Here is a 25,608-nt window from a genome sequence, read left to right on the forward strand (position 1 = left end):
CGCTGCGACCTAGCCGGCCCACTGGCAGTGAGGGTGCGTCTCAGTCAGCTCTACAAGGCTCGCAGCCTGGCGATTGAATGGCCATTAACTTAAAGTGAATAAAATTCAGATTTTTCTCATTCTCGAGTTGCGAGAATTCCACGGTGCCTTAAAGTCAATAAGCGTTCAGGTATTTGAAAACCTTCCCTGGGCACATAGTCAATTCACATCATCACCCAACTCGAAAGGACTACATCATGGAAGACATCTTGGTAGAAGGCCTTCTGGCAGCCCTCGGTGCAGCACGCGACCTCGGCTTCGAGGTTCTCGAAAACCTATCCGGCGTCTTTGAGGCCGCCTCTGCTTCCTCTGAAGCCTCCTCCCAGAAGCTGGAGGGTTCCTCGGAGGCAGCAAAGGGCATCTACAACATCATTGACGCTATCGGCTAATCTGTACCGGCCCAAAGGCCTGCACAGCAAGACCGGTTACCACGCTCCTCTTGTGGCGTGGGAACCGGTCTTTTTGACTATCGCTCTCCTCTCCTAGTGAGAACGCTAGCCCACTAAGCTCACGGCTGTAACCCGCAAATGGATCGAAGACCTAAACGACAAAATGCTCCTCCGAGGCGAGAACGAGCTATCGTTCTACCTTGGAGGAGCACTACTTTAAACCGAGGTTACCTCAGTCGTTTTTAATCCCACACAGGTGTGTCTTCGAGGCGGAGCTCGGAATAGCGCGCCTCTGGTACAGAGGCCGAGTACGGCTTACCCTGGACTTCCCACTGTTGATCAGAGTTGCAGCGTACATCCTGACCATCAGTGTCGAGCATGGTAAAGCCCCACACCAGTTTGCCCTGCGAGTTCGCAGGCAGAGTGTACGGACCAACCACCTGGTTTAGTTTCCAATGCTGCTCGCTGACGTAGTTGAAGCCATAGGTCTTGGTCAGCACCTTGGCCAGATCGCCGGTACCTTCAATAGATCCGGAGACCTCGATGGTCTGAGTGCGGGCTTTGGTGACGGTGTGCTTGACCGGTACTTCCTCAGCGTTGCGATTAGCCACGCTGGTGGCATCAGTCTGCTTGAACCAACGTCGCTTTGCAGTGACGTAGGTGCCGTTTTCACCCGGCGTCGAGCAGTGCGTGCCCGGCTTGTAATCGTCGTTCCAACGCTGGGGCAGCTCAAAGTCCCCACCGAAATCAGCAGCGTGGGCAACAGGAGCAGCCACCAAGCTCAGCGACGCGAGGGCGCTAGCGATGGACTTCTTGATCACGTTTAGCCCCAATCGTTGTTATCGCGAGTGGAGACTTCGACGTGACGTTCCTTAGGCAGGGAAGCCGTGAAGGTGCCACCGTTGGGCTGCCACTTGTGGTCGGAGCCACACACGGTCTTCTGGCCCTCGAAGTCAGAGACAACCCAACCCGCACGCAGAACGGCGGTCTTGCCCGGAGCGATGTCATAAGGGCCGACCTGCTCGCCAACCTCATAGGACTGGCTGTCGGTGTAGCTGGAGGAGAAGGTGAAATTGATAAGATCCAACAGCTTAAAGTCGACGCCAGCAGACACGTTCCAAGTCTTGGTCTTAGTCTCCTTGATAGAGCGGGTAACAGGCAGCGGCTCATCGTTGTAATTGGACACGGTCCAGGAACCGGCGGAACCATCGAAGTAGGTGCGCTTGATGTCAACGGTCTGGCCGGTGTCACCCGGGTTGGAGCAACGCTCACCGATGGTGGTCGGGTTAGCCGGACCCAAGTCGCGCTGCGGCAGGGCGTTAGCGGCCGGAGCGAAGATGAGGCCGGAAGCAACGGCGAGAGCCGCGGTAGTAGAAGCAATCTTGGACTTGAACATGGAACTTTCTCCTTGTGTAGGTGTGGTGGGATTTAGTAGATGGTCTGGGTCGGAACAGGCAGGTCGCGGAATTCGTCCGGAGTGACGTCCTCGGTGCGGGTATTGCCGGCCTTATCGGTGATCTTGGCCTCAGCCCAGAAGCCGCTCGGGGCGGAGGTCTGCTTGTAGTTAGAGGTGAGGTCGTAGTTTCCGCTCTTGCCGCAGTGAATCTCGCGATAGTTGATGCGGGTCATGGTGGTGCCATATTCCACACGTACGCGCTCGCCTGGCTTGAGGTTGACATGCTTGAGCTCGGTGCCGACCGGCATGTAGGCACGCTTTACGGCACCGACGGACTCCAGCCAGCCCTTCGGAATATCGCCGCGGTTGCCCTGCCAGTTGGTGTATGGGGCGTGCTCGGCGCCAACGACGAAGTCAGTGACCGGTGCAAACTCGTAGTCACCCTCGGACCAGTTGAGGAAGTCCGTGGAGTAGCCAGCCTTGCGGTAGGTCGGCTTTACCGCGGTGATGTCCAGCGGGTACCAAGAGGTATCGCCGGCTTCACACTTATCGCCTTCCTTTGGCCAGGATGGATCGCGCTGCATGTCCGCAGACGGCTGCATGATCTCATCCTTCTTCGGATCGGCGATCTTCTCTAGGCTCGGTCCCGATACAGAGGTGTAGTTACCCTCGATCGGCTTGGAGTTTGCACCTGGGGAACGGGATGGAATTTCCATGGCCAGGTCGGACACGGAGCCGTCTGCCTTGATGATGTAGGCAAAGGCGTAGCGCTCGGCCGGGCCCTTACCGCGGATGACATTTGCGCCTGGGATGTTTTCCAAGCGGTCATCGTTGCAGCCTACGAACATGGAGATGAAGTCCTTTTCAATGACGCCGTATTCGACGCGGAAGGACTCACCCGGCTTCAGCTTCACAGGGCCGAAGGTTTCTTTATCGCGCCAGCCGTTGGTCATCTTCAGACCGATATCGGACTTAGCGGTGGTGTCCCAACCGGAAGGCAGCTTTGCCTTGGAATTGGCGTCAATCTCGTGATTGGTACCAGTTTCTACCTCGGCGGTGTAGGGCACTTCTTGGTTGGTGGTGTTTTTGAACTGCAGGGTGCCGTCGCTCATGTAGCGGCGGCCGGTTTCTGCAAAGCGCCATTCGCGCTCTGCATTATCGCCGGCGGCACTGCAGCTCTTATAGAGGTTGGAAATGGGATATGCCTGCGGCATCGGGGGAACATCTCCCGCGTGTGCCACTGGCGTGAAGAGAGCCGCTACGGCGAGCGGTGCGAGCAAACGCAGTCCCTTTTTAATCACCAGAAGACCGTCCTTAATAGATCGTTAAAAATCAGGGGAAACATTCATGAAGACTCAGATAATCATAAGGGCTTACAGGACTCACATCAATAGTTGAATGAAAATCTTTCTTCTTCCTTCACCCGCCTTGAGGTGCGATAATCAGCGCTCACCTGCCTAGCACTGCAGGATACTTACAATAGACTCTACCCCCAGATTAGGGCCCTATGACTTGCTTCCTTTCAACAAACTCCCAGGTTTTATGCACCGCACACACTGTGGTGGCATTTGACACACAACCGTTTTCCACTCCGCGTTCCCGCAGCGTTCCATTCCGCATTGAGCGGGGTGCGCTAGTAGTGTTGAGGCCTATGACTGACCTGAAAACCACTGCCGGCAAAATCGAGGACCTGGACGCCAAGCTCGCCGAGTCCCGCGCGCCGCTGGGAGAAGGCGAGCCGGCCGCCCGCACCCGCGTGACGCAGCTGCTCGATGAGGGCTCCTTCGTGGAAACGGACGCGCTAGCCCGCCACCGCTCTACCGACTTCGGTCGCGAGCATGACCGCCCTTATACCGATGGCGTGGTCACCGGCTACGGCACTATCGATGGCCGCCGCGTGTGCGTCTTTAGCCAGGACGGCGAAATCTTCGACGGCACGATGGGTGAGGTTTATGCCGAAAAGCTCACCAAGGTATATGACCTCGCCATCAAGACCGGCGTGCCCATCATCGGCATCTATGAATCCACCGGCCCGCGTGTGCAAGAGGGCATCGTCACCATGGCCGGATACGCCCGCCTCATGGCGCGTGTCTCCCAGGCTTCGGGTCTCATCCCGCAGATTTCCGTTATCGCGGGCAATACCAGCGGCATTGCAGCGTTCGCACCCACGTTTGCCGATGTCCTCGTAGTCACCCAAGGCACCGCTCTCCACCAGGCCGCCAGCCACGTGGCCGGTGCGGAGCCAGAGACCTTTGGCGGCGCCGCAGCCCACGCAGAGTCCGGCACCGCTCACCTGGTGGCCAGCGACGACAAGCAGGCTTTGTCCCTCGTGCGCGACGTTTTGGCTTACTTCCCCGCCAATAACCGGGCCGAGGCGCCGCGAGTGGAAGCCGGTAGCGTCGCAGACTTTGATTTGAACGCCGTCATCCCGGATACTGCCGCGCAGGCCTATGACATGAGCGATGTCATCAAGGCTGTCGTCGATGAAGGCTCCTTCTTCGAGTTATCCGCCGAGGCCGCACAAAACATCCTTACCGGCTTTGCCTACATCGACGGCCGCGCCGTCGGCATCGTTGCCAATCAGCCACTGGCACTGGCTGGCGCCCTAGATTCCGCCGCCGCAGAAAAGGCCGCACGCTTCGTGCGTACCTGCGATGCCTTCAATACCCCCATTGTGGAATTCGTGGACTCCCCAGGCTTTGTGCCTACCCCGGAAGAAGAAAAGGCCGGCCTGCTGCGCAGGGCGTCGAAGTTTGCCTATGCGCAGGCTGAAGCGAGCGTCGGCAAGCTCACTGTGATCACCCGCAAGGCCATCGGTCCGGCCTACGTATTTATGGGCGCCAAGGACCTCGGCGCGGATTTGGTCTACGCGTGGCCCACCGCGGAAATTGCCGTCACCCAGGCCTCCCAAGCTTCCCTGGCCATCTATGGCTCGGAGGACAAGGAAGAGGAGATGGACGAGCTCTTCTTACACCCATATGCCGCAGCGGAGCGCGGGCTGGCCGATAATGTTATCGAGCCAACGGCAACCCGCCACTACCTGGTAGAAGGCCTGCGCCTGCTAGAGCGCAAGGCCGTAGCCCAGGTACCGAAGAAGCACGGAACCGTTTAGGAGGGGAAATGTCTGCACCTGAAATCAAGGTAGTCAAGGGCAATCCCACCGAGGATGAGCTCGCGGCCCTGCGCACCGTATTGGCGCAGATGAGCGCGAAGCACTCGGGCGCTACCGGCGAGCGCAATGAATGGGGTAACCCTGCCGAGCGCTTCGAGCGCTTTGGCGCGCAGCGCGTCTACAACCCCTCCGCCTTCCATACCGTGCGGTACTTCTAATGCGGCTTATCCTTGCCTCCCAATCACCCTCGCGCGCGTCTATTCTGCGCGGCGCGGGCGTGGAGCCCGTTTTAGAGCCGGCCGATATAGACGAGCGCTCCCTCGAAGCCTCGCTCGCGGGCCACCCACCGGCCGATATCGTGGCGGCCTTAGCCTCCGCCAAGGCCGAAAAGGTGGCCGAGCGCTACCCCACCGAGCCCGTCATCGGCGGCGATTCCATGCTGCTGCTCGACGACGAGCTACAAGGCAAGCCCCATACCGAGGAAGCCACCATCGAGCGCTGGCACCAGCAAGCCGGCCGCACAGCCGAGCTGCTTACCGGCCACTGCCTCATTTTTGGCAATAAACGCCATGTGGAAACATCCACCACCACGGTGCACTTTGCCCAGGCCAGCGAGGCCGATATCGCAGCATATGCCCACTCCGGCGAGCCTCTCCACTGCGCCGGTGCCTTCACCTTGGAAGCAATGGGCGGCTGGTTCATTGACCGCATCGAAGGCGATCCTTCCTCCGTTATCGGTTTGTCCTTGCCAGTGGTGCGCCGCGCGCTCTACGCCTTTGACCTGAACGTCTCCGATTTCTGGTAGCCACGCGTCGGCGTCGCTACAGTGGGGTGGCATGGAAATGAAAGACATGCTTGCCCCGAAACCCATTGAGCTGCCGGCCGATCCCGGCGCAGAGTCCACCTCGAACCTCGCCACCGGCATTGTTGCCCATCCCGATTCCCCGCTGCTGTGGGCACTTCTAGCAGAGCAGGAACTCAACCAGCAAAAGGGCTCTGAACCGTCCGCTTTCATCACCGCCTATGCCTACGCGCGCACGGGCTACCACCGCAGCCTCGATCGCCTGCGTGGTAATGGTTGGAAGGGTTGGGGCCCTGTCCCCTTCTCCCATGAGCCGAACCAGGGTGTCCTGCGCGCCATCGCCGCACTCGGCCACGCCGCCAAGGCCATCGGCGAGGACGGCGAATACGACCGCATTCGCCAGATGCTTTCCGACGCCGACCCGGAGTCCGTCGCCACCCTCCTCGACTAATCCTGGAGTTCCCGTATGCCTGCCGTGACACCGCGCCGCCTACGCCGCTTCTCCGCCGCCGTATTGCTTGCTACTACCCTGCCGCTCGCACTAAGCGCCTGCGGTGCTCAGGAGGATTCTTCTTCCTCCCAAGAGCCAGTCTTTTCCAGCCAAGCACCTGCCGAGGATGAATCCTCCGGCGGGGACGATGCGGCTTCCGCAGCAGCACCCTCCCCGTCTGAGTCCACCGATACGGGCGACAAGGAATCCACGCAGCAACAGGAAAAGGGCAAGGACGACGCGTGCGCGAAGCTGCCCAACGACCCGCGCAAGATCTACGCCTCTGGCACGGCCCCCGGACGCATGCCCGCTGATGACGGCAGCGATTTCAATTACTGGATCGCCGATATTGAGAACTCCTATGACCCGTGCGCCACGATTAGCTGGATCACCTTCCGCGGCTCAATGGGCGATTTAAATGGTCCGGCAGGCACCGGCGCCTCAATTGCTGATGGCATAGCCTTCTACGTCAATGGCGCTCCGGTAAAGGACATGTCCGTCTTTGACAAGGTAGAGAGCGTCACCCCAGTCTCAGACAACGAGGTCGATTTCACCTGGGGAGAGCGCAGCCGCTCAACCGCGGAGGGCATTACCGCCCACCACACCGTGCGCCTGCAGGCACAGGGCAATTCTCTTGAACCGGTATCCGGCGAAGTCGAGAAATTCAACAAGATGTGGGTTGCCCTTCCCAGCTACCAGCTGGGCACCTACGACTAACTTTTCGGCCGACATTTAATCACCTGGGCCTGCAATACAATGCGCCCCAGCGGAATTTCGCTGGGGCGCTCGTCGTTGCTCGCTTAATTGAGCAATCAGCTCATTACAGTGCTAGTCTATCTTGTCCAGGATGTCGCCGGTGTTTTGCGCAATGCGCACGTTAGCCACCATGGCTTCCAAGAATAGCCTGATGACAACCATGATTGCGTAGTAGATGACAGTGCTCAGTACCGCCAGGAAGATGAACGCAAAGATGCTTCCGAAGATGGCGGACGCGGAATCTTCCTGAATGCCATAAATGCCCATGCCGGTGGCGATTAAGAAGGCGCCGAGGAGGTGAAGGATCCACATGATGCCGCCAAGAATCATGGCGACCTTGTAGATTTCCTTCACATGGGTGAGGGTCAGGAAGTGCTTAAACTCGAACTCAAAGAGCCCGCCCAATATGCCGTCCTTCTTGCCCAAGCCCTTGAGGGTGTCACTCATCTGGCTCTTCTTATCACCAAGAGTCGAGCCAGAATCGGCAGAAGCTTCACCTGCTGGCGGGAACTGTTCGAATCCCTGGCTCGTGCTCTGCTGCTGGGTGTAACCACCGAAAACCGGCTGATCGTGAGCGGACTGGGCGGAGCCGAATTGGTTGCCGTTCGCAGCAGCATCCGACGACGCCGCATCCGTAAATGGATTATGCGCACGGGAGGCAGCTCCCTCGCCTGGGGTGGAGGACTTCGAGGAGGCCCAGAAGTCAGAGGAATTGCCCTCCGCGCTCGGCTGCGGGGAGGAAAGAGCACTCGAATGCCCAGACTCACCAGGCTTATCGGTGTGGCCGAAAGACTTCGTCTCCTTGGCATCAGTAGAGCCGAATTCCTTGGTCTCGTTCACCTCGGAGGCGCCGGCGTCTTCGGCGTTTTTCGCAGCGTCCTCGACCCGGTGACGCGGGGTCTCGGAAAAATCGCGCGGAGAAAAATCTTTCGGGAAGCCGTCGGAGTTGAAATCATTATCAGCCATAATCTGGTCCTTAGAAAATGCTTTAGGGGATGGTAGGAAAAGGCCCCACGGTCACCCGTGGGGCCACTTGGCAGAATACAGCGTGCGCTAGGCGTTCGCGTCCTGAACGCGACGAATCGCCTCGGCGGCGACCTTTTCTTGGATACCCATGTCCAGCTCGGAGGTGAAGCCAACGCAGGAGCAGTTGATCTCACCGAGGACATAGGTGTCGGTGCCATCGGGGGCATCGTCAAGCATAAAGTCCGCGGTCCAGATCAGGGGAACGTCCTTGGTATCGCCGAGTTTCTCAGCAATAACGGGGCGAGCCTTCTTAAACATCTCGAGCAACTCCGGCCAAGATTCCGGCTTGTCGTAGGTGTACTTTGCGCCGGAGAAGAGCGTGGCAGAGAAGTTGTCGCCGCCTTCGGCTGGCTTCTTGTGCACGATGAATACCGGCTCATCGCCCACGAGGAGAATACGGATTTCACCTTCCACAATGCGCGGCATAAAGCGCATGTCCACCAGCATGCCGTTATCGCCCTCAATGTACTGGTCACAGAAGTCCATGAAGGTTCCCAGCTTGTAGTCATGAGTCTGATTGTCTACTGCCTCGGTGCACTTCAGGGCGGTGTCGAGCGGGAGCGCGGTGCCCGGTTCCACGGATTGGGCAAGCTCCTGGTCCGCGAGGCGCACGCGCCAGATGCCCTCACCGGTGGAACCGCGATTTTGCTTGAGCACCCGCTCACCATAAGACAGCGAGGTGGGGAAAGTATTATGCAGCTCTTCTACCTCGTAGTACGCGGCGGTATCGTCCGGCACCAGCGGGGTGTCATTGAGTTTGACCAGTGCATCTTTGGCGCCGTAGGCCATCATGTCTGCCGGAGTGGACATGCCTACCAGGCCGGCATCCGCCAGCTTGGTGAGCAATTCGAAGTAACCCTTCTCGCCGCCGGGGATATTGCCTGGGTTCACGCGAGAGATATAAGCATCAAAGTTTTCAGAAACCTGGGCGTAGATCTGCTCTGCCTTGTCTGGGTGGAAGTAGATGACCTCCGCATCCCAGCCTTGTTCCTTGATCGCGTTGACGATCGGCATGGTGTCCTTACGGTGACCATCTGCGCCTTTATCGGAGCCGCCCTCTACCTCAAATACAACGATTGCCTTGTGCACTAGTAATTCCCTTCTTAGGTGGTGTTCATAGCACGTTGTCGCACCATATCCCGAGTTTATCCCAGCTTTTCCTCAGCCGCGCGGCCAACTGCCCCCTCTGCCTAGCCCCGCCGGCCGGGGCCCCTATTTCCCCGGCCGAGGCCTGTATCGCACACCACAAGAATGATCCCCGAGTGATCACCACAGGAAAATTCGGGTTAAAGTGGTGGCAGCAAATTACTAACCCTTATAGGAAAGGCAGGCGGACAGTGGCTGACGTTGATCCCTATCCCCCATTTCAGGAATACGCACACCCCGAGCGCCTCGTGTCTGCACCGTGGCTGTCCGCACGCCTAGGCATCAAGGGCCTGCGCGTCATTGAGGTCGATGAAGACTCGCTCCTCTATGACATTGGCCATATCCCCACCGCCACCCGCATCAACTTCCGCACGGAACTACTGAGCCCACTTACTCGCGATTTCATCGATGGCAAAGAGTTCACTGCTTTGATGCGGGACAAGGGCATTAATGCCGACGATACGATTGTGCTTTATGGCGATAAGTCCAATTGGTGGGCAGCCTATGCCCTGTGGGTATTTACCCTCTTTGGCCACAAGGATGTTCGCCTGCTCGATGGTGGCCGCAATGCCTGGATGGCCGAGGAACGCGATACTTCCTTCATGGTGCCGGACTTCCCCGTATCCGAATACCCCGAGGTAAGCCGCGATGATTCCGTCCTGCGTGCCTTCGTAGACCAGGTGCGCGAGTCCGAAGGAGCGCTCGTGGATACCCGCTCCCCAGAGGAGTTTGCGGGCGAGGCCACCGAGCACGATCCCAATGGCGATTCCGCCTACGGCACCACCATGCGCCACGGCCACATCCCGGGCGCCATCAACCTCGAGTGGGACCGTTCCATCTATCCCAACTCCTGCTTCCGCTCGGCCGAGGAGCTCAAGGTTAATTACGGAATGTTGGAGCCTGAATCTGCAACGATTCTCTACTCCCACGTGGGCGCACAGGCCGCACACACCTGGTTTGTGCTGACGCATCTTTTGGGATTCACAAAGACGCAGGTCTACGATGGTTCGTGGTCTGAGTGGGGCAATATGGTGAAAATGCCGATTGAGCGTTAACTTTTTCGGTTTCGCCACATAAACCCATATCCGGCAGGGATGTGGGTTTATTTTTGTTCAAAAACATCCCCACTCGCGTGCGTGAAAATTAACTCATGCTTTTGTGTGCAAGAATAGATTGCGTATTCAACCTAATGTGTTCAGGAGGTTGCTGCTGTGGCAGTAGAAACCAAAAAGATCTCTAAGGTTCTCGTGGCGAACCGCGGTGAGATCGCCGTTCGCGTGATCCGCGCGGCCCGCGACGCTGGCATTGCCTCCGTCGCCGTCTACGCCGAGCCAGACGCCCAGGCACCTTTTGCCTCGCTTGCCGACGAAGCCTTTGCCCTCGGCGGCACCACTTCTGCCGAGTCCTACCTCGTCTTTGACAAGATTCTGGACGCCGCAGAAAAATCCGGCGCCGATGCCATCCACCCCGGCTATGGCTTCTTGTCTGAAAACGCCGACTTTGCCCAGGCCGTCATCGACGCCGGCCTGACGTGGATTGGCCCCTCTCCCGAGTCCATCCGTGACTTGGGAGATAAGGTTACCGCGCGGCACATCGCCGAGCGCGCCGAAGCCCCCATGGCCCCAGGCACCAAAGATCCGGTAGCCGGCGCCGATGAGGTGCAGTCTTTCGCCATGGAATACGGCCTGCCCGTAGCCATCAAGGCTGCCTTTGGCGGCGGCGGCCGCGGCATGAAGGTGGCCTACTCCGCAGACGAAATCCCCGAGCTCTTTGAATCCGCCACCCGCGAGGCAACCTCCGCCTTCGGCCGCGGCGAGTGCTTCGTGGAGCGCTACCTGGATCGGGCCCGCCACGTCGAGGCCCAGGTACTGGCGGATAAGCACGGCAACGTAGTCGTCGTCGGCACGCGCGATTGTTCCCTGCAGCGCCGCTTCCAAAAGCTAGTGGAAGAAGCCCCGGCTCCTTTCCTCACCGAGGAGCAGCGCGCCTCCATTAACGAATCCGCCAAGCGCATCTGCCGCGAGGCCGGCTACTACGGCGCAGGCACCGTGGAATACCTGGTGGGCGCCGATGGCCTCATTTCCTTCCTAGAGGTCAATACCCGCCTGCAGGTTGAACACCCAGTTTCCGAGGAAACTACCGGCCTCGATCTCGTGCGCGAGCAATTCCGTATCGCTGAGGGCCACGAGCTCTCGCTGAAGGAAGACCCCACCCCGCGCGGCCATGCCTTCGAGTTCCGCATCAACGGCGAGGATGCCGCGGCGAACTTCATGCCGGCGCCCGGCACCATCGTGAAATACTCCGAGCCGGCGGGTCCGGGCGTGCGCGTGGATTCCGGCGTCGTCCAGGGCTCCGTCATTGGCGGCCAATTCGATTCCATGCTGGCCAAGCTCATCGTCTGGGGCCCAGACCGCGAGACCGCACTGCGTCGCTCCGCCCGCGCCCTAGCCGAGTACAAGATTGAAGGCCTGCCCACCGTTATCCCGTTTGACCAGGCTATCGTTGCTGACCCAGCTTTCACCGCAGAAGACGGCAACTTCAGTGTCTACACCAAATGGATCGAAGAGGAATGGGATAACCAGCTGCCCGCCCACGATGAGTCCACCGATGCCGAGGCTGCAGAGGCAGAGCCATCCCAGGTACACACCGTGGAGATCGACGGCCGCCGAATCGAGGTTGCCCTCCCTGCTTCCTTTGGCATCAACGGCGCGCCACGTGAAAAGAAAAAGCGCAAGGGCTCCAGTGCCAAGGCCGCTGTATCCGGCGATGCGGTTACCTCCCCAATGCAGGGTACGGTGATCAAGGTCAACGTAGAAGAAGGCCAGGAGGTTTCCGAAGGCGAGGTCCTCCTCGTGCTCGAGGCCATGAAGATGGAAAACCCCGTCAAGGCCCATAAGACCGGCACCGTTACCGGTCTAGCAGTAGAAGCAGGCGCTGCTACCACCAAGGGAAGCGTGCTACTGGAAATCAAATAGCACGCACCGCTAGCCTGGAAGAATGACTGCTTCTTCTCTCGGCGTGCGTTTGGCCAAGGAAGAGGACCGCGACTATCTCGCGGGCCTCTTCCCTTCTTATATTTCTGAGTGGTCCCCCATCGTGGACGGCGGGGTTATCGCCCTGCCCATGTCCGCGAATGAGGATCCCACCGTGGTTCCCCGCGGCGCCGCGCTCTTGCGCTACTACCCCGCCGCTGACAAAGGCCCAGCGTTCCTTGGCGATCCCTCGGCCCACCCGCTTGACGACGCCGCCTGGCTCACCCCCTTCGATCCCGAGGACATTCCCGAGCTCGCCGTTTCCAGCGATGACCCTGCCGCCCGCGAGTTGCTTATTGCCAACGCCATCGACCTCGCAGCCGAGCAAACTGCACCCGGCATCTCTTCCGTCGAGCCCTTGCCCGGATTCGAGGAGCTCACCCCCGGCAAGTACTTCCGCCGCTTCTAGTCCCCAAGGACCGGCCGCCTGCCTGCTAACCTGACTGCGATGCTGAAAATAGATGCAACTTACGGACATGCCACTGCCTTGGGGCACCTAAGCCACGCATTCGACGCCGGGCGCGTCTACGGCTTGAAGGGCCCCAATGGTGCGGGTAAATCTACGCTGCTGCAGACGTTGAGCGGCGAAATTGCCCCGCTGAAAGGCACCGTCTCCATCGACGGTGCCGCACCCGGCAGCGCAGAGGCGGCCGGTTTTGTTATCGCAGTCGCGGACCCGGTCTTTTTGCCGGACCTCACCGTCGGCGAGCACTTTGCCCTCCTTGGGCGCCGCACGGGCGTGGACTTCGCCGAGGTCTATGAGCTTTGGGCTATCGATAACGCCATCCGAAACTCCGCAGTCAGCGACCTTTCTTCTGGCCAGCGCCAACGCGTCTACCTTGCGGCCCAGCTCTATCAGCCGGCCAAGGCCCTGCTTATCGACGAACCCGAGCGCCACCTTGACCACACCTGGACCGTCTTCTTGGCCGAGGAGCTGCGCCACCTCGCCACAGAGGGCCGCTGCATAGTGCTCGCTTCCCACTCCCCGGCCATCTTCGCTGCCTGCGACGAGGTGGTAGAGATTTCATGAAGCTTTTATCTCACACCTCTTCAGCCCTCTATTACGCCTTCATCGCGGCGCTCATCGCGAGCGTCAGTGTCTACGCTTGGCAGAATGCCGCCGAGGTTTTGCCCTCGCTCGCGCAGCGCACAGCCGCTTCTCTACCCGCCACCGCGACCATTGGCGCTGCGTTCGGCTCCCTCGCGCTCATCGTTCTCCTTGAAGCGCTCTATCCACTGCGCAGCCTTTCCCTAGGCCGGTGGGTCTACGTGGATAGGCCGCAGGGGCGTATGCGGGGCGTCGATAAGCTGTCTATTGCCCAACTCGCCGGCGTGAGCCCCCTCGGCCTAGCCCTGTGTACATCGCTACACCTTCCGCTCTATGCCGCGATGGCCCTCCCCCTGCTGCGCATAGCGCTCGGCTGGCGTTCCTTCAACCTCGCCTCGCTCCTCCGCGCGGGCCGTACCCGTTCCGTCGGCTCGTCCTCCTTTGGGCTACTGGATTCCGAGGTATCTGCCGATGCCACCGCCTCCCAGTGCGCGCGCCTGCGCCCGCGCTCGCGCGCCACGGCATCGCCCGGTCTCCTCTTCTTCCGGCGCTTGTACCGCCGCTGGTACATCCCGCTCGGCGCGGTCGCCGTCATGGGCCTAACCCTAGGTCTAGCACCACAGCTTGGCAGCCTTGCCCTCATTGGATTCGCTGTCGCATGGACCATCGTCGGCGCCGCCACCGGCCGCGCCGCATCCTTTGGCCGCATCATCGATGGTGCCTTGCCCGACTGGGGACTTCCCCTGACCGCGACAGCCGGTGCCGCCGTTCTCGGTACCGCCTTCATCGCCACCGTGTGGAAGCTGCCGATACTCGTACTCGCCGCGTGCTGTTTAGGACTTACCTATGCCTCCTTCAAGCGCTCCCGCCCCGCACGCGTGACCGCTATGAGCATCATCGATACCGGTGGCTTCGGTGCTTCATTCTCCCCCGAGGTCTTCAGTTACTTCCTGCGCGGTGGCTTCGGTATTGCGGCCATAGCTGTGGTCCTCTTTTTCTAGTTGCCCTGCACTTTCCCCAGGTACGTCACTTCAATAAGTTGCACATACCTGGGGATTTCTTTTGAGGTTGATTCTGTATCACTTCACATAACACAGTTTGTGTTACTATAAGTGATACAGAATAAAGATTGGAGGTGACAGATGTTTATTAACCTCAACCCCGATTCAGATATCCCCGTCTTCCAACAAATTCACGATGAAATCGTTTTGGCTATCGCTCGCGGACAGCTCTCTGATGGCGACAAGCTCGACCCCGTCCGCCGCGTCGCGAAAGACATAGGCATCAACCCGGCCACCGTGAAGAAGGCGTACGACCTCTTGGTTTCCGAGGGCCTCGTAGAAACCGCCGGCCGCTCCGGCTCCATCGTCAGGCCTGGTGCTCGTACCGCCACACAAGAAAAACAACTGAATGAGCAATTAAGCCGCGTAGTAGCACTCGCCCGCGCACAGGGCTTTAGCCCGGATGAGCTCCACGCTCGACTTAACTCCACCCTTAATGACTTGGAAGTATCGTCATGATTTTCACACTTTTAATGGCCGCCACCACCCTTGCTATCACTTGGATTATGGCCCAAACACCCTCCCTAGCCTCACCTGGCACGCCTCTCGGTGTACGCGTGCCAAAAGCCTATCTTTCCGATCCTGCAGTTACCTCTGCCCTCGCCGGATTCAAGGTACGCACGTGGGCCTGTGGCAGTGCGGCGACGGTCCTGTCCCTCTTTGTCTGGAAACTGCCGCTATTAGCCGCCGTACCTTCCCTCGTGGTAGCGCTCGGTGGCATGTGGGCTTATCTATCCCAGCGCCGCCGCATCATCGCCGCTAAAAAGGCAGGCGGCTGGTTCGACGAGGTGGAAACCAGCATCGCTGCCCGTGTTTCCACCAAAGCGGGTGATTCACCCGAATTCCGCGGCATCCCTACCCCGACCTTTCCGTGGGTAACCATGCTCGCTTCCCTGTTGTGCATCGCGGCCGGTGCAATCATCGTCGCTTCCCACTGGTCCGCCATTCCTGACCCCGTTCCTGTGCACTGGAATGAATCCATGGAGGCCGACAATTGGAGCGACAAATCAATTGGGAGCGTGTTTTTCTCCTCATTCTTCGCTTTAGCATTGCTGGGACTGTTTGCGATTATCTGCTCTTTTATCGCGCATAGTGAGGTATCCCCACGCTCTGAGCGCAACATTAAAGCTCGTGTGCGCAACGAAGCAAACCTCGCCCTAACAAACACCGGAATGGGAGTACTCACTCTGCTCATCAGCGCCGGGATGGCCTTCATGCAGGTAACCGGCCCTATCCCGCACTATCAACGCTTTAACAGCGCCGCGATCATCACAATGCTGATTCTCGCCATCGGTGGCAGCATCGGCCTAGTTGTATTTATTCTCTACAAACAATCCCGGTTATCCGAGCAATTGCACGGTATTCACTTCGCTGATGAAGACAAAGAATCACCGGACAATGACCACCTCTATAAATGGGGCGTAATGTATTACAACCCGGATGACCCGGCGGTACTGGTAGATAAGCGCTTCGGTACGGGAATGTCGTTTAATTATGCCCGGTGGCAGGCCAAGGTCTTTTTCAGCCTCGTGATACTCATCCTGGTCGGCTCGTTAGCATTGCCCGTCATCCTTGGTTAAGGCGAACCTCCGCTATCATCGCCAATCAACGATTTCGTCCATCTAAACCAACGATTTCGTCGACGGTTTTTGTCATTTAGATGGGCGAAATCGTTGATTTTTACCACAGTTAGATACCACAGCGCCCCGCTTCCTAGAGGATTATTCGAAGGAAGCGGGGCGCTGGTGTGCAGAAGTTAGTTGATGACGGCGATGAGGTCGCCGCCTTCAACCTTGGTAGCTTGGCCAATGGCCACGCGCTCGACCACGCCATCCTTGGTGGCGGAGATGGAAGCTTCCATCTTCATTGCCTCAATAACAGCAATTTGGTCGCCGGCCTTCACCTCGTCGCCGGGCTTGGCGGTCGGGTTGACCACACCAGCAAATGGTGCGGCGACGTGGCCCTCGTTGGAGGGGTCAGCCTTTTCTACGGTGGCGACAGTGGACTCGGCGTTCTCGTCGCGCACCTTCATTGGGCGAATCTGGCCGTTAACGTTGAGAACCACGTTACGCATGCCCTTCTCGTCCGGCTCGCCCACGGCATCGAGGCGCACCACGACCTGCTTGAGATCGGCGCGATCGGTAGAGCCTTCTGGGAAGTAGTGGACGACCTTTTCTTCGCCTTCGGTAAGGCCGTAGAAGAAGGTGGTGTCCGTCAGTGCCTCAGTGTTGCCGTACTTGCGGCGGAACTCGTTGAACTCCTCGAACTGCTTCGGGAACAGGAGGCGGTTCAGGCTGGCGCGGCGCTCATCCGAGTTATCGGATTCCAGATGCGACTGTTCTTCCGCAGGGACCTCGCTCACCTTGGCGCCGGTTTCCTCGCGGCCATCGAGCACCTTATCCCGCAGCTCCGGCCAACCACCCGGAGGAGTACCGAGCTGGCCACGGAGGAACTGGTTGACCGAGTCCGGAATATCGAACTTGGTCGGGTTGGCAGCGAAGTCATCAGGGTCTACGCCTGCACCGACAAGGTGAAGGGCTAGGTCGCCTACAACCTTGGAGGATGGAGTGACCTTGGTCGGACGGCCCAGCATCTCGTTGACCGCAGCATAGGTGTCCTCGATAACCTCGAAGCGGTCCGCCAAGCCAAGGGCAGCGGCTTGGGCACGCAGGTTGGACAGCTGACCGCCCGGAATCTCGTGCTTGTAGACGCGGCCGGTCGGGCCAGGGATACCGTTCTCAAACGGGGCGTAGAGCTGGCGCACGGCCTCCCAGTAGGGCTCGAGATCCGATACGGCCTGCAGGTCGATACCGGTATCGCGCTTGGACTGGGAGAACGCTGCAATAAGGGCGGACAGCGACGGCTGCGAGGTGGTACCGGCCAGCGGCGCGGAGGCGCCGTCCACAATGTCGGCGCCGGAGAGCGCAGCCGCATAGTAAGTAGCCATTTGGCCACCGGCGGTATCGTGCGTGTGCACGTGCACCGGCAGGTCGAATTCCTTGCGCAGCGCCATAACCAGCTTGGAAGCGGCCTCAGGGCGTAGCAGACCGGCCATATCCTTGATGGCAAGGATATGGGCTCCCGACTCTACAATCTGCTCGGCCAGCTTGAGGTAGTAATCCAGCGTGTACAGGTTCTCCTTCGGCGACGAAAGGTCACCGGAGTACGCCATGGCCACCTCAGCAACGGTGGTATTGGTCTCGAGGACAGCATCGATGGCGGGGCGCATCTGGGAGACGTCGTTAAGAGCATCAAAGATACGGAAGACGTCCACGCCGGACTTGGCTGCTTCCTGGACAAAGCCGCGGCAGACCGAATCCGGGTACGGGGTATAGCCCACAGTATTGCGTCCGCGCAGGAGCATCTGGATGTTCTGGTTTGGCATAGCCTCGCGCAGCATGTCCAGGCGGACCCAAGGGTCCTCGTGGAGGAAGCGCATGGCGACGTCATAAGTCGCACCACCCCATGCCTCGACCGAGAACAGGTCCGGGGTCATGCGCGCAACAGCCTCGGCCGCAGAAACCAGGGCGGTACTACGCACGCGGGTGGCCAGCAGGGACTGGTGGGCGTCGCGGAAGGTAGTATCCGTAACCATCAGCGCATTCTGCTGGCGGATCTTTTCTGCCCACTTCTGTGGTCCAAACTCGAGCAGGTCATCGCGGGAACCGCGCGGGAGCGGCTCGGAGGAATCCAGCTCGGGGAGCTTGTCAAAGGGGCGCAGGGCCGTAGGGCGCGTACCGTTGGGCTTATTGACGGTGGTCTCCGCGATGTACTCGAGGATGCGACCAGATTCGTCGACTGCCGGTGGAGCCTTGAGCAGGTCCGGATGATCACTAATGAAGCCCGTGTTCACGCGCGTCTTGGTGAAGTCCGGCTCGCGCAGCAAGGCACGCAGGAATCCAATATTGGTGGCTACGCCAGAGACATGGAACTCGTTCAGCGCACGCTGGGCGCGCTGCACAGCCTGCTCAAAGTTGACGCCGCGGCAGGTCATCTTCACCAGCAGGGAGTCGAAGTTGGGCGAAACCTCTGCGCCCACGGACGTTGCACCGTCCAGGCGCACGCCGGCGCCGCCCGGCGAACGATACGCGGTCAGCGTACCGGTATCCGGGCGGAAACCGTTATTCGGGTCCTCGGTGGTGATGCGACACTGCAGAGCAGAACCGGTGATGGAAATCTTGTCTTGGGCGAGCTGAATATCTTCTAGCGATGCGCCGGCCGCGATATTCATCTGGGCCTTGACGATGTCTACGCCGGTGATTTCCTCGGTCACGGTGTGCTCCACCTGCACACGCGGGTTCATCTCGATGAAGACGTGGTTGCCGCGCTCATCGACGAGGAATTCCACGGTACCCGCACCCTCGTAGTTGATGTGTTCACAGAACTTCACTGCGTCAGCACAGATGCGGTCACGCAACTCTGGGTCGAGTGTCGGCGCTGGGGCTATCTCCACTACCTTCTGGTGACGGCGCTGAACGGAGCAATCACGCTCAAAGAGGTGAATGACGTTGCCCTGGCTATCGCCCAGAATCTGGACCTCAATGTGTTGTGGCTTAATGACCGCAGTCTCAAGATACACACTGCCATCACCGAAGGCTGCCTCTGCCTCGCGCGAGGCCTCCGCAGCCTTCTCGCGCAGCTGATCCTCGGATTCAACGAAGCGCATGCCGCGTCCGCCACCACCGGCGACAGCCTTAACAAAGACCGGGAAGCTGAAATCCTTGGAGTATTCCACCAGCTTATCGACGTCCGTCGATGGCTCCGAGTCCTGCAACGTCGGCAGCCCGGCTTCCTTTGCGGCGTTCACCGCGGCAGCCTTATCGCCGGTCAGGTCAAGGGTGCTAGGGGTAGGGCCAATGAACTTGATGCCATTGTCTTCACAAGCCCTAGCGAGATCCGCGCGCTCAGACAAAAAGCCATAACCAGGATAAATAGCATCTGCACCGGACTTCTTTGCTGCGCGAATGACCTCATCGATGCTCAGGTAAGCCTTAACCGGTTGACCTTCAGTGCCGATGCGCACGGCTTCATCTGCAAAAGCGCGGTGGAAGGAGTTTCGGTCTTCGCGAGGATAGACCGCAACGGTCTTTGCCCCGGTCTCAAAGGCAGCGCGGAATGCACGGACGGCGATTTCGCCACGGTTGGCTACCAGAATCTTTTTGAACGATGGAAGCGCGGGATTAGCCACTTCTGTGTTCCTTTCAGCTCGGAAGACGCCGCAGTGCAACGCCTCCTGTTGGGTGATCCGCATCTCAGTTTAGAGGGCTACCCCTCAAATGTCTGCCCTTTTCTGCGCCGAATTCGCCACACTTACCAGCAGCGGAGCCACCGCGTGGCGATTTCTGCAGGGCGACCAGTAATAACGAGATTAGCGATTCTGTAAATATTGCAAACTTTTAATTCAACAACTTACGCAACGGGGACACCCACTATTACACCGCAACCCCATCCCGCATTACCCTCACCGTTGACCGCGGGCACCTTCCGTTATATGGTTACCCACATAGGTGGTTAACCCATACACCAGAAAGGGAGTCATATGCCACGAATTAGAAAGGCCGCAGCATGAGTGACACCCGGCCTATTTACCAGCAACTGGCAGGAGGAATCAGGGACATGATTATTTCCGGCGAACTCCCAGAGGGAGAACGCGCCCCTAGCACCAATGAGCTTTCAGCTTTCCACTCCGTCAACCCCACTACCTCTGCAAAGGCACTGACCGTCCTCTTTGAGGAAGGGCTGCTAGAAAAACGTCGCGGCTTGGGCATGTTTGTGCGCGAAGGCGCGCGCGACAAGGTCCGCCACCAACGCCAAGAAGCCCTGAGAGAAGACTTCATCCTTCCGCTTCTCAAAGAAGGAGCCGCGCTGGGCTTAAGCGCTAGCGACATCGCCGACCTCATCGAAGCCGAAGGAGACCATCATGACGCACCTTAAGATGCAGAACGTTACCTGCAAGCACCGCCTGCATGTGCCGCATCTCGATCTCAACGCCGGCATGTACGGGCTGATCGGCCCCAATGGTGCTGGCAAGACCACACTCTTGCGCGCGGTAGCGGGGTTCCTGCCCATCAAAGGCAGCATCGATACCCCACAGGTGGTGATCGCGCGCACCGGAGCCGATATCTTGCTTTCCGGTTCCACCGTGCGCCAGCACCTGCGCGCCGCAAAGCACGTACGTGAGGGATTCGACGTGGGGTATGCGGAGGAACTGTTGGATAAGATGGGCGTCGATAAGCGCAGCAAGAACCGCTCTTTAAGCACCGGCCAGCGCCAACTGGTTGCCTGTGCCACTGCCCTGGCGGCGCGCACACCGGTCACCCTCCTCGATGGGCCCTTCAATGGCTTGGATGCGCCGACGCGCACGCGCCTGCGTGAACTCATCATCGTCCATGCCGCAGCCACCCCGGATTGGCTGCTCGTGCTCTCTTCCCACCGCGCGGAAGACCTCATCGGTTTGGTTGACCAGGTCATCACCATGCACGACGGCACGGTCAATAAGCCCACCGACCTGGAATCCCAACGGCCGCACTACCCCGTGCTTAGCGGCAGCACCAAGGACGTGGAGCAAGCACTCGCGCTTGCCGACGCCCTCCCCCTCCACCAATCCTCCCTTGGCTCGACCACCAAAGTTAATGCTTGGTCCCCAGTACCATTTCCAGCTGATACCGCAGCTGCCGCCCACGTCACTGTTTCCTACCTCGATGATGGTCAACTCATTGATTCCCTTGTTTCCCACGCTCATGAATCTGCCCGCACCCCACAAGAGGAGTCCTAAAATGTCCCTGCTGAAGACCTTTAATCTCAACGCCACAAAGACCCTTATTGCCGTTTGCATTATCGTCGCGTTGCTGTGGAGCGTGCCTTATTTCCTGCCCACCGACCCAACAACGATTAGCGCTAACCCTGCTGGCTGGCGAATTCTCGCCGTATTCATTTGGGGTCTCTACTGCGCCTTCACCGCAACTGAATACCGGGCCCTTCGTGGCCTGGGAATGCAGCCAGGACGGTGGCTGTTTAGCATGCACGCGACCCTATGGCTCGCCGCGTTCGTATTCGGCGCCATTGCTTGGCTGACATTTTATGCCGCGCTACGCGCTGGCGTAGACATGTACTCATCGTGGGTTATCTCTCCAGGCAGTTCCGGTCTCAGGCCTCTCTTCGCTCGAATCGCGACCTTGGGAAGCTTTATTTGTGGCCACCTCCTTACCGGATACATCGGCACTTTCATCGGCTTAGTGGTCAGTAGCGCCAAACAACGCTCTCTGTTCACCCGGTTCTTGCTTATTGTTGGCATCCTTGTCGGCTTCTATGCAGCAGCACTCCTGCTGGGAATTCTTATTGATAGCCTAGGGACTGTCCACATCGGCGCCCCTTGGCCGGGTTTATTCTTCTTCTCAGCTTTGGCTGTCATCGTTTTCTCACTATTGATGCATCAGTTAGCACAGCGCGTCCAGCCTTAGACTAGCCATGAAAAACGGCTGCTCCCCCACCCTGAGAATGAAAATTGTCTCTGGAGGTAGGGGAGCTTGTGAGTCTTAGAAGGACTTCGGTGGAACCGAACGCTGATCCTCGCCGTTATAAGCGGATAGCGGGCGGATAAGCGAGTTATTCTCGTTCTGCTCTACGATGTGCGCAGTCCAACCGGTAATGCGGGCCATGACAAAGATTGGTGTGAAGAATTCAATGTCAAAGCCCAGGATGTGATAGGCAGGTCCAGCCGGGAAGTCGAGGTTGGGTTTGATCTTGATGGAGGTGTTTTCCTCCATCGTCTTGGCCATGACGTCATACATCTCAACCCACTGGGTCTGGTCGTGCTGTTCGGCCAGCTCCTTAAACGCTGCCTCCATTGTTGGCACGCGGGAGTCGCCGTTTTTGTAGACGCGGTGACCAAATCCCATAACCAATTCCTTGTTGGCCAGCTTCTTTTTGGTCCACTCTTCGGCCTTAGCGGGATCGGCAACCTCCAGGAAGTTTTTCATCACGGCCTCGTTGGCACCACCATGCAGAGGCCCTTTGAGCGCGCCGATGGCCGCGACGATGGCGGAATAAGTATCGGACATGGTGGAGGTCACCACACGGGCAGCGAAGGTGGAAGCGTTAAAAGAGTGCTCAGCGTAGAGGATGAGGGACTTATCAAAGGCCTCGATATCGGCGCGGTTGGTAGCTGGGGAGCCTTCCTCATCACCGAAGACCATCCAGAGGAAGTTCTCCGCAAAGCCCTTCTTACGGGAGGGTTGGATGTAGCCTTCGCCGCGGCGGCGCCGGATATCAAGCGCAATGATGGTGGGAATCTTGGCCATAAGCTCCAGCGCGGTGCGACGGATGTGCTCGGAATCCTTGGTGTATTCCTCTGGGTCCTGGGAACCGATATAGGAAATGGCGGTACGCAGGACGTCCATTGGGTGGCACGATAGCGGCATGGACATGATGAGGTCGATGACGTGGCGCTCTAGGTGCCGCAGGGCCTTCTCGCGGGCAGAAAATCGGATAAGCGATTCTTGGCCTGGCAGTTTGCCGTTCCACAGCAGATAGGCCACTTCCTCAAAGGAGCAATAGCGGGCAAGCTCTTGGACGGGATAGCCGCGGTAGGTCAGCGAGTTGGTCTCAGGAACGACCTTGGACACGGCAGTCTCATCGACGACGACGCCGTATAGGCCCTTGCGGATTTCGGGGGTGTGGTTCTTATCAGACATGGTGGGAAGTCTCCTTAGCTTTCGAATGTGGGCTGGTAGGTGTCTTTGGAGTAGGTGAATACGGATTTATCGAAGTCGTTGTATTCCTCGTAGCGCACCAGTTCATAAAGGCGGGAACGGTGTTGCATGCGCTCGAGCCAATCGGTTTGAATCCCGGTTTCCTGCAAATCACGCAGGAAATCCTCGGTGGCGCCCATAGCCACGCGGAAGGTGGAGACAGGCCAAATGACTGCGTTATAGCCAAGGTCTTCTAGCTGTTGCGCCGAGAGCAGCTCGGTTTTGCCGAATTCGGTCATATTTGCCAGCAACGGTGTGTCGACAGCAGCGCGGAATTTTTCAAAGTCTGCTGGCTGGTACAACGCCTCAGTGAAAATAAGGTCCGCACCAGCATCGGCGTAAGCCTTTGCACGGTCGATAGCATCATCGATGCCGTTGACTCCTGCGGCATCGGTGCGGGCACAGATAATGAAGTTCGGGTCGCGCCGCTCGTTGACCGCGGCGCTAATGCGGCGGACCATGATGTCCTTGTCCACTACTTCTTTGCCATCGAGGTGCCCACAGCGCTTCGGGTTGACCTGGTCCTCTAGGTGGCAGCCAGCAAGTCCAGCGTCCTCGAGTGCGGCGATGGTGCGGGCGGCGGACATGGGTTCGCCGAAGCCAGTGTCGGCGTCGACAAGCACGGGCAAATCCGTCGCACGAGCAATCTGGCCAGAGCGCTGTGCCACCTCAGTCAAAGTGGTCAAGCCTATATCGGGAAGGCCCAAATCATTGGCCAGCACCGCGCCGGAGACATAAACACCGCCGAAACCGCCGATATCCTGGATTAGGCGCGCGGTCAGGGGATTGAACGCGCCCGGCAATCGGGTAATGGTGCCGGATTCAAGGTCGGCGCGGAATTGCTGGCGCTTTTCCGCGGAAGTTTTCAAAGAGCCAAATAGTCCAGCCATTAGAAGATTCCTTCCGGTTTCTGGGGTGCGGCGGCGAGGTGAGCATCGGTCACCCGCACGTTTAACTCGGTAAGGTCAGTGAGATTTTCCAAGTTTTGGACGGCGTTGAGGAAGCGCTCTTGTTCAGCTTCGTCCACGATGCCGTTTGCGAGTTTTCTGAACTTCCCTATGTATTGCTCGCGCGTAAAGGGGCGGGCACCAAGCGGGTGGGCGTCAGCAACGGCGCGCTCATCTTCTACCACCGTGCCATCTTTGAAAGTGATCACAGCCTTGCCACCGAAGGCCTTTTCAGACAGGTCATTGGAGTGATAGCGGCGGGTCCACTCGGGGTCTTCGACAGTGGAAATCTTGTGCCAAAGCTCGATGGTTTCTGGGCGGTTGGCTCGCTCGGGCGCGTAGGAAGCCTCGTGGTCCCATTCTCCATCTTCTAGGGCTACGGCAAAGATGTACATGATCGAGTGATCCAGCGTCTCGCGGGAGGCGAAGGGATCCATCTTTTGTGGATCATTGGCACCGGTACCGATGACATAGTGCGTGTGGTGCGAGGTGTGTAGAACAATGGACTCGATGTCCACAGTCTTCAGTCCCCTGTCTGCCAAGGTTTTCTTTAGCGCAAAGGCCATATCGATGGGCGCTTGGGCCTGGTATTCGGCCGAGTGTTCCTTGGTATAGGTATCCAAGATGGCGCGCTTTTCCTCGCCAGGTTCTGGCAAAGGGACCGTGTAGGTGCGCTCTGGCGAATGCAGCATCCACGCGATGAATCCATCCTCGCCTTCCCAAATGGGCGCCGGTGCACCTTCGCCGCGCATCGTGCGGTCAACGGCTTCAATGGCCATCTTTCCCGCGAAGGCCGGGGCATAGGCCTTCCAAGAGGAAATCAGCCCCTTACGGGATTGCCGGGTGGCGGTAGTGGTGTGCAGCGCCTGGCCCACCGCCTGGTAGATAGTGTCCTTATCTAGTCCAAGCATGGTGCCGATGCCGGCGGCTACAGAGGGACCGAGGTGTGCCACGTGGTCAATCTTGTGCTCGTGCAAGCAGATTCCCTTAACGAGGTTGACCTGGATTTCATAGCCGGTAGCGATGCCGCGGATAAGATCACGGCCGCTAAGGCCCATGTGCTGGGCGGCAGCAAGCAGCGGTGGGATATTATCCCCGGGGTGCGAGTATTCGGCGGCTAAGAAAGTATCGTGATAATCCAGCTCGCGGACTGCGGTGCCGTTGGCAAGCGCGGCCCATTCAGCCGAGTAGGTGCCATCCACGCCAAATACGGTGGCCCCTCCCTTATTTACCGAGTGCGCCTGGGCCATGACGCGGGCGGAGGTTACGGGACCGCGTGCCACGGAAGCCATGGCCACGGCCGCATTATCAATGATGCGGTTGATGATCATGTCGGTGGTCTCGGCGGGAACCTCTACGGGATCCGCGGCTACTTCTGCCACCTTGTACGCCAGGTGCTCCTCATAGGGGAAATCCTCGGCGGATTTATGGGTTCTAACCTCGTGGTTCTTCACTAGGTGAGTCCTCCTTCACTCTGCAATGCGTTGTAGATCACACTAAATGCTTGAATGTGCTCCGCGCTATAAGTAGGGTGTGTGTAATCTAGCGGAATGAGTCAGTGAAATCTGCAAAGTTTGTGGTTTCTACTGCTCATAACGGCGAAAGGCGGCACAG

Annotated in this window: 24 protein-coding genes and 1 pseudogene; 16 read left to right on the plus strand and 9 right to left on the minus strand. The window is 58.8% G+C overall.

Going from position 1 to position 25,608, the window contains the following annotated elements:
• Positions 1–236: 236 nt before the first annotated feature.
• A complete protein-coding gene (locus tag QP934_RS00395) occupies positions 237–428 on the plus strand; it encodes a hypothetical protein (RefSeq protein WP_284791988.1) in 192 nt (63 codons plus the stop codon).
• Between the two features lie 242 nt (positions 429–670).
• Here the strand turns inward: QP934_RS00395 and QP934_RS00400 are convergent, their stop codons facing one another.
• Genes QP934_RS00400 through QP934_RS00410 form a run of 3 tightly spaced genes read right to left on the minus strand, consistent with a single transcriptional unit; the run spans position 671 to position 3,125 of the window.
• Positions 671–1,249: a hypothetical protein gene (locus QP934_RS00400; protein WP_284791989.1), complete on the minus strand. Its 579-nt coding sequence runs from the start codon at positions 1,247–1,249 to the stop codon at positions 671–673.
• A gap of 2 nt (positions 1,250–1,251) precedes the next feature.
• Positions 1,252–1,824, minus strand: coding sequence for a hypothetical protein (locus tag QP934_RS00405; protein ID WP_284788058.1), 573 nt, complete (start codon positions 1,822–1,824; stop codon positions 1,252–1,254).
• 32 nt (positions 1,825–1,856) lie between these two features.
• On the minus strand, positions 1,857–3,125 hold the full coding sequence (locus QP934_RS00410) for a hypothetical protein (protein ID WP_284788061.1): 1,269 nt from the start codon (positions 3,123–3,125) through the stop codon (positions 1,857–1,859).
• 350 nt (positions 3,126–3,475) lie between these two features.
• Here QP934_RS00410 and QP934_RS00415 point away from each other — a divergent pair, with 350 nt between their 5' ends.
• Genes QP934_RS00415 through QP934_RS00435 form a run of 5 tightly spaced genes read left to right on the plus strand, consistent with a single transcriptional unit; the run spans position 3,476 to position 6,945 of the window.
• On the plus strand, positions 3,476–4,936 hold the full coding sequence (locus QP934_RS00415; RefSeq protein ID WP_419126491.1) for an acyl-CoA carboxylase subunit beta: 1,461 nt from the start codon (positions 3,476–3,478) through the stop codon (positions 4,934–4,936).
• An 8-nt stretch (positions 4,937–4,944) separates the two neighbouring features.
• Positions 4,945–5,154: an acyl-CoA carboxylase subunit epsilon gene (locus QP934_RS00420; RefSeq protein ID WP_198492599.1), complete on the plus strand. Its 210-nt coding sequence runs from the start codon at positions 4,945–4,947 to the stop codon at positions 5,152–5,154.
• Positions 5,154–5,741, plus strand: a complete 588-nt coding sequence (locus QP934_RS00425; protein WP_049377993.1) for a Maf family protein — start codon at positions 5,154–5,156, stop codon at positions 5,739–5,741. Before QP934_RS00420 ends, QP934_RS00425 begins: the two co-directional genes overlap by 1 nt.
• 31 nt (positions 5,742–5,772) lie before the next feature.
• Positions 5,773–6,189, plus strand: coding sequence for a DUF3151 domain-containing protein (locus tag QP934_RS00430; RefSeq protein WP_419126492.1), 417 nt, complete (start codon positions 5,773–5,775; stop codon positions 6,187–6,189).
• 15 nt (positions 6,190–6,204) lie between these two features.
• Entirely contained in the window at positions 6,205–6,945 is a 741-nt protein-coding gene (locus QP934_RS00435) for a hypothetical protein (protein WP_337888002.1), read from the plus strand.
• Between the two features lie 111 nt (positions 6,946–7,056).
• Here QP934_RS00435 and QP934_RS00440 read toward each other — a convergent pair whose 3' ends face one another.
• Both QP934_RS00440 and QP934_RS00445 read right to left on the minus strand, forming a co-directional pair.
• Entirely contained in the window at positions 7,057–7,950 is an 894-nt protein-coding gene (locus QP934_RS00440; RefSeq protein ID WP_419126493.1) for a DUF4282 domain-containing protein, read from the minus strand.
• A gap of 87 nt (positions 7,951–8,037) precedes the next feature.
• On the minus strand, positions 8,038–9,099 hold the full coding sequence (locus QP934_RS00445; RefSeq protein ID WP_419126494.1) for a Cj0069 family protein: 1,062 nt from the start codon (positions 9,097–9,099) through the stop codon (positions 8,038–8,040).
• Between the two features lie 248 nt (positions 9,100–9,347).
• On the opposite strand from QP934_RS00445, the gene QP934_RS00450 reads away from it, so the two are divergent.
• The 7 genes and pseudogenes from QP934_RS00450 to QP934_RS00480 all read left to right on the plus strand — a co-directional run.
• Complete coding sequence (locus QP934_RS00450) at positions 9,348–10,211, plus strand: sulfurtransferase (protein ID WP_419126495.1); 864 nt, start codon at positions 9,348–9,350, stop codon at positions 10,209–10,211.
• Positions 10,212–10,367: 156 nt separating this feature from the next.
• Positions 10,368–12,131, plus strand: a complete 1,764-nt coding sequence (locus QP934_RS00455) for a biotin carboxylase N-terminal domain-containing protein (RefSeq protein ID WP_419126496.1) — start codon at positions 10,368–10,370, stop codon at positions 12,129–12,131.
• Positions 12,132–12,153: 22 nt separating this feature from the next.
• On the plus strand, positions 12,154–12,597 hold the full coding sequence (locus tag QP934_RS00460) for a hypothetical protein (RefSeq protein WP_269954128.1): 444 nt from the start codon (positions 12,154–12,156) through the stop codon (positions 12,595–12,597).
• A 39-nt stretch (positions 12,598–12,636) separates the two neighbouring features.
• Positions 12,637–13,218, plus strand: a complete 582-nt coding sequence (locus QP934_RS00465) for an ATP-binding cassette domain-containing protein (protein WP_419126497.1) — start codon at positions 12,637–12,639, stop codon at positions 13,216–13,218.
• On the plus strand, positions 13,215–14,237 hold the full coding sequence (locus QP934_RS00470) for an ABC transporter permease (protein ID WP_419126498.1): 1,023 nt from the start codon (positions 13,215–13,217) through the stop codon (positions 14,235–14,237). The genes QP934_RS00465 and QP934_RS00470 overlap by 4 nt, the downstream gene beginning before the upstream one ends.
• A gap of 141 nt (positions 14,238–14,378) precedes the next feature.
• Positions 14,379–14,756 carry a GntR family transcriptional regulator gene (locus QP934_RS00475; RefSeq protein WP_340419293.1) on the plus strand — a complete coding sequence of 126 codons (378 nt, stop codon included), beginning with the start codon at positions 14,379–14,381 and terminating at the stop codon, positions 14,754–14,756.
• Positions 14,757–15,178: 422 nt separating this feature from the next.
• A pseudogene (locus QP934_RS00480) lies at positions 15,179–15,799 on the plus strand (DUF1648 domain-containing protein); the annotation flags it as partial.
• Between the two features lie 254 nt (positions 15,800–16,053).
• Here QP934_RS00480 and QP934_RS00485 read toward each other — a convergent pair.
• Positions 16,054–19,485: a pyruvate carboxylase gene (locus QP934_RS00485; RefSeq protein ID WP_419126499.1), complete on the minus strand. Its 3,432-nt coding sequence runs from the start codon at positions 19,483–19,485 to the stop codon at positions 16,054–16,056.
• A gap of 377 nt (positions 19,486–19,862) precedes the next feature.
• On the opposite strand from QP934_RS00485, the gene QP934_RS00490 reads away from it, so the two are divergent.
• Genes QP934_RS00490 through QP934_RS00500 form a run of 3 tightly spaced genes read left to right on the plus strand, consistent with a single transcriptional unit; the run spans position 19,863 to position 21,757 of the window.
• A complete protein-coding gene (locus QP934_RS00490) occupies positions 19,863–20,231 on the plus strand; it encodes a GntR family transcriptional regulator (RefSeq protein WP_239278886.1) in 369 nt (122 codons plus the stop codon).
• Positions 20,218–21,072: an ATP-binding cassette domain-containing protein gene (locus QP934_RS00495; protein WP_419126500.1), complete on the plus strand. Its 855-nt coding sequence runs from the start codon at positions 20,218–20,220 to the stop codon at positions 21,070–21,072. Before QP934_RS00490 ends, QP934_RS00495 begins: the two co-directional genes overlap by 14 nt.
• Before the next feature lies 1 nt (position 21,073).
• A complete protein-coding gene (locus QP934_RS00500; RefSeq protein ID WP_419126501.1) occupies positions 21,074–21,757 on the plus strand; it encodes a transglycosylase in 684 nt (227 codons plus the stop codon).
• A 75-nt stretch (positions 21,758–21,832) separates the two neighbouring features.
• Here the strand turns inward: QP934_RS00500 and QP934_RS00505 are convergent, their stop codons facing one another.
• The 3 genes from QP934_RS00505 to prpD are packed head-to-tail and all read right to left on the minus strand — an operon-like array spanning position 21,833 to position 25,448.
• The gene (locus QP934_RS00505; protein WP_349819407.1) at positions 21,833–22,990 is read right to left on the minus strand and encodes a bifunctional 2-methylcitrate synthase/citrate synthase; all 1,158 of its coding nucleotides are present in this window, start codon (positions 22,988–22,990) and stop codon (positions 21,833–21,835) included.
• Positions 22,991–23,004: 14 nt separating this feature from the next.
• On the minus strand, positions 23,005–23,937 hold the full coding sequence (gene prpB / locus QP934_RS00510) for a methylisocitrate lyase (protein WP_419126502.1): 933 nt from the start codon (positions 23,935–23,937) through the stop codon (positions 23,005–23,007).
• Positions 23,937–25,448 (minus strand): 2-methylcitrate dehydratase PrpD, encoded by a 1,512-nt coding sequence (gene prpD, locus QP934_RS00515; protein ID WP_419126503.1) that lies wholly within the window; start codon positions 25,446–25,448, stop codon positions 23,937–23,939. Before prpD ends, prpB begins: the two co-directional genes overlap by 1 nt.
• Positions 25,449–25,608: the final 160 nt, after the last annotated feature.

This window comes from Corynebacterium sp. MSK122 (assembly GCF_030229435.2).
GTDB lineage: Bacteria > Actinomycetota > Actinomycetes > Mycobacteriales > Mycobacteriaceae > Corynebacterium > Corynebacterium marquesiae.

Bases quoted from the DNA above. Each gene is read 5' to 3' on its own strand.
- prpB (WP_419126502.1), bottom strand. From the start codon at position 23,937: ATGGCTGGACTATTTGGCTCTTTGAAAACTTCCGCGGAAAAGCGCCAG.
- QP934_RS00475 (WP_340419293.1), top strand. From the start codon at position 14,379: ATGTTTATTAACCTCAACCCCGATTCAGATATCCCCGTCTTCCAACAA.
- QP934_RS00490 (WP_239278886.1), top strand. From the start codon at position 19,863: ATGAGTGACACCCGGCCTATTTACCAGCAACTGGCAGGAGGAATCAGG.
- QP934_RS00440 (WP_419126493.1), bottom strand. From the start codon at position 7,950: ATGGCTGATAATGATTTCAACTCCGACGGCTTCCCGAAAGATTTTTCT.
- QP934_RS00460 (WP_269954128.1), top strand. From the start codon at position 12,154: ATGACTGCTTCTTCTCTCGGCGTGCGTTTGGCCAAGGAAGAGGACCGC.
- QP934_RS00420 (WP_198492599.1), top strand. From the start codon at position 4,945: ATGTCTGCACCTGAAATCAAGGTAGTCAAGGGCAATCCCACCGAGGAT.
- QP934_RS00395 (WP_284791988.1), top strand. From the start codon at position 237: ATGGAAGACATCTTGGTAGAAGGCCTTCTGGCAGCCCTCGGTGCAGCA.
- QP934_RS00430 (WP_419126492.1), top strand. From the start codon at position 5,773: ATGGAAATGAAAGACATGCTTGCCCCGAAACCCATTGAGCTGCCGGCC.
- QP934_RS00495 (WP_419126500.1), top strand. From the start codon at position 20,218: ATGACGCACCTTAAGATGCAGAACGTTACCTGCAAGCACCGCCTGCAT.
- QP934_RS00465 (WP_419126497.1), top strand. From the start codon at position 12,637: ATGCTGAAAATAGATGCAACTTACGGACATGCCACTGCCTTGGGGCAC.
- QP934_RS00415 (WP_419126491.1), top strand. From the start codon at position 3,476: ATGACTGACCTGAAAACCACTGCCGGCAAAATCGAGGACCTGGACGCC.
- QP934_RS00500 (WP_419126501.1), top strand. From the start codon at position 21,074: ATGTCCCTGCTGAAGACCTTTAATCTCAACGCCACAAAGACCCTTATT.
- QP934_RS00505 (WP_349819407.1), bottom strand. From the start codon at position 22,990: ATGTCTGATAAGAACCACACCCCCGAAATCCGCAAGGGCCTATACGGC.
- QP934_RS00425 (WP_049377993.1), top strand. From the start codon at position 5,154: ATGCGGCTTATCCTTGCCTCCCAATCACCCTCGCGCGCGTCTATTCTG.
- QP934_RS00470 (WP_419126498.1), top strand. From the start codon at position 13,215: ATGAAGCTTTTATCTCACACCTCTTCAGCCCTCTATTACGCCTTCATC.
- QP934_RS00435 (WP_337888002.1), top strand. From the start codon at position 6,205: ATGCCTGCCGTGACACCGCGCCGCCTACGCCGCTTCTCCGCCGCCGTA.
- QP934_RS00405 (WP_284788058.1), bottom strand. From the start codon at position 1,824: ATGTTCAAGTCCAAGATTGCTTCTACTACCGCGGCTCTCGCCGTTGCT.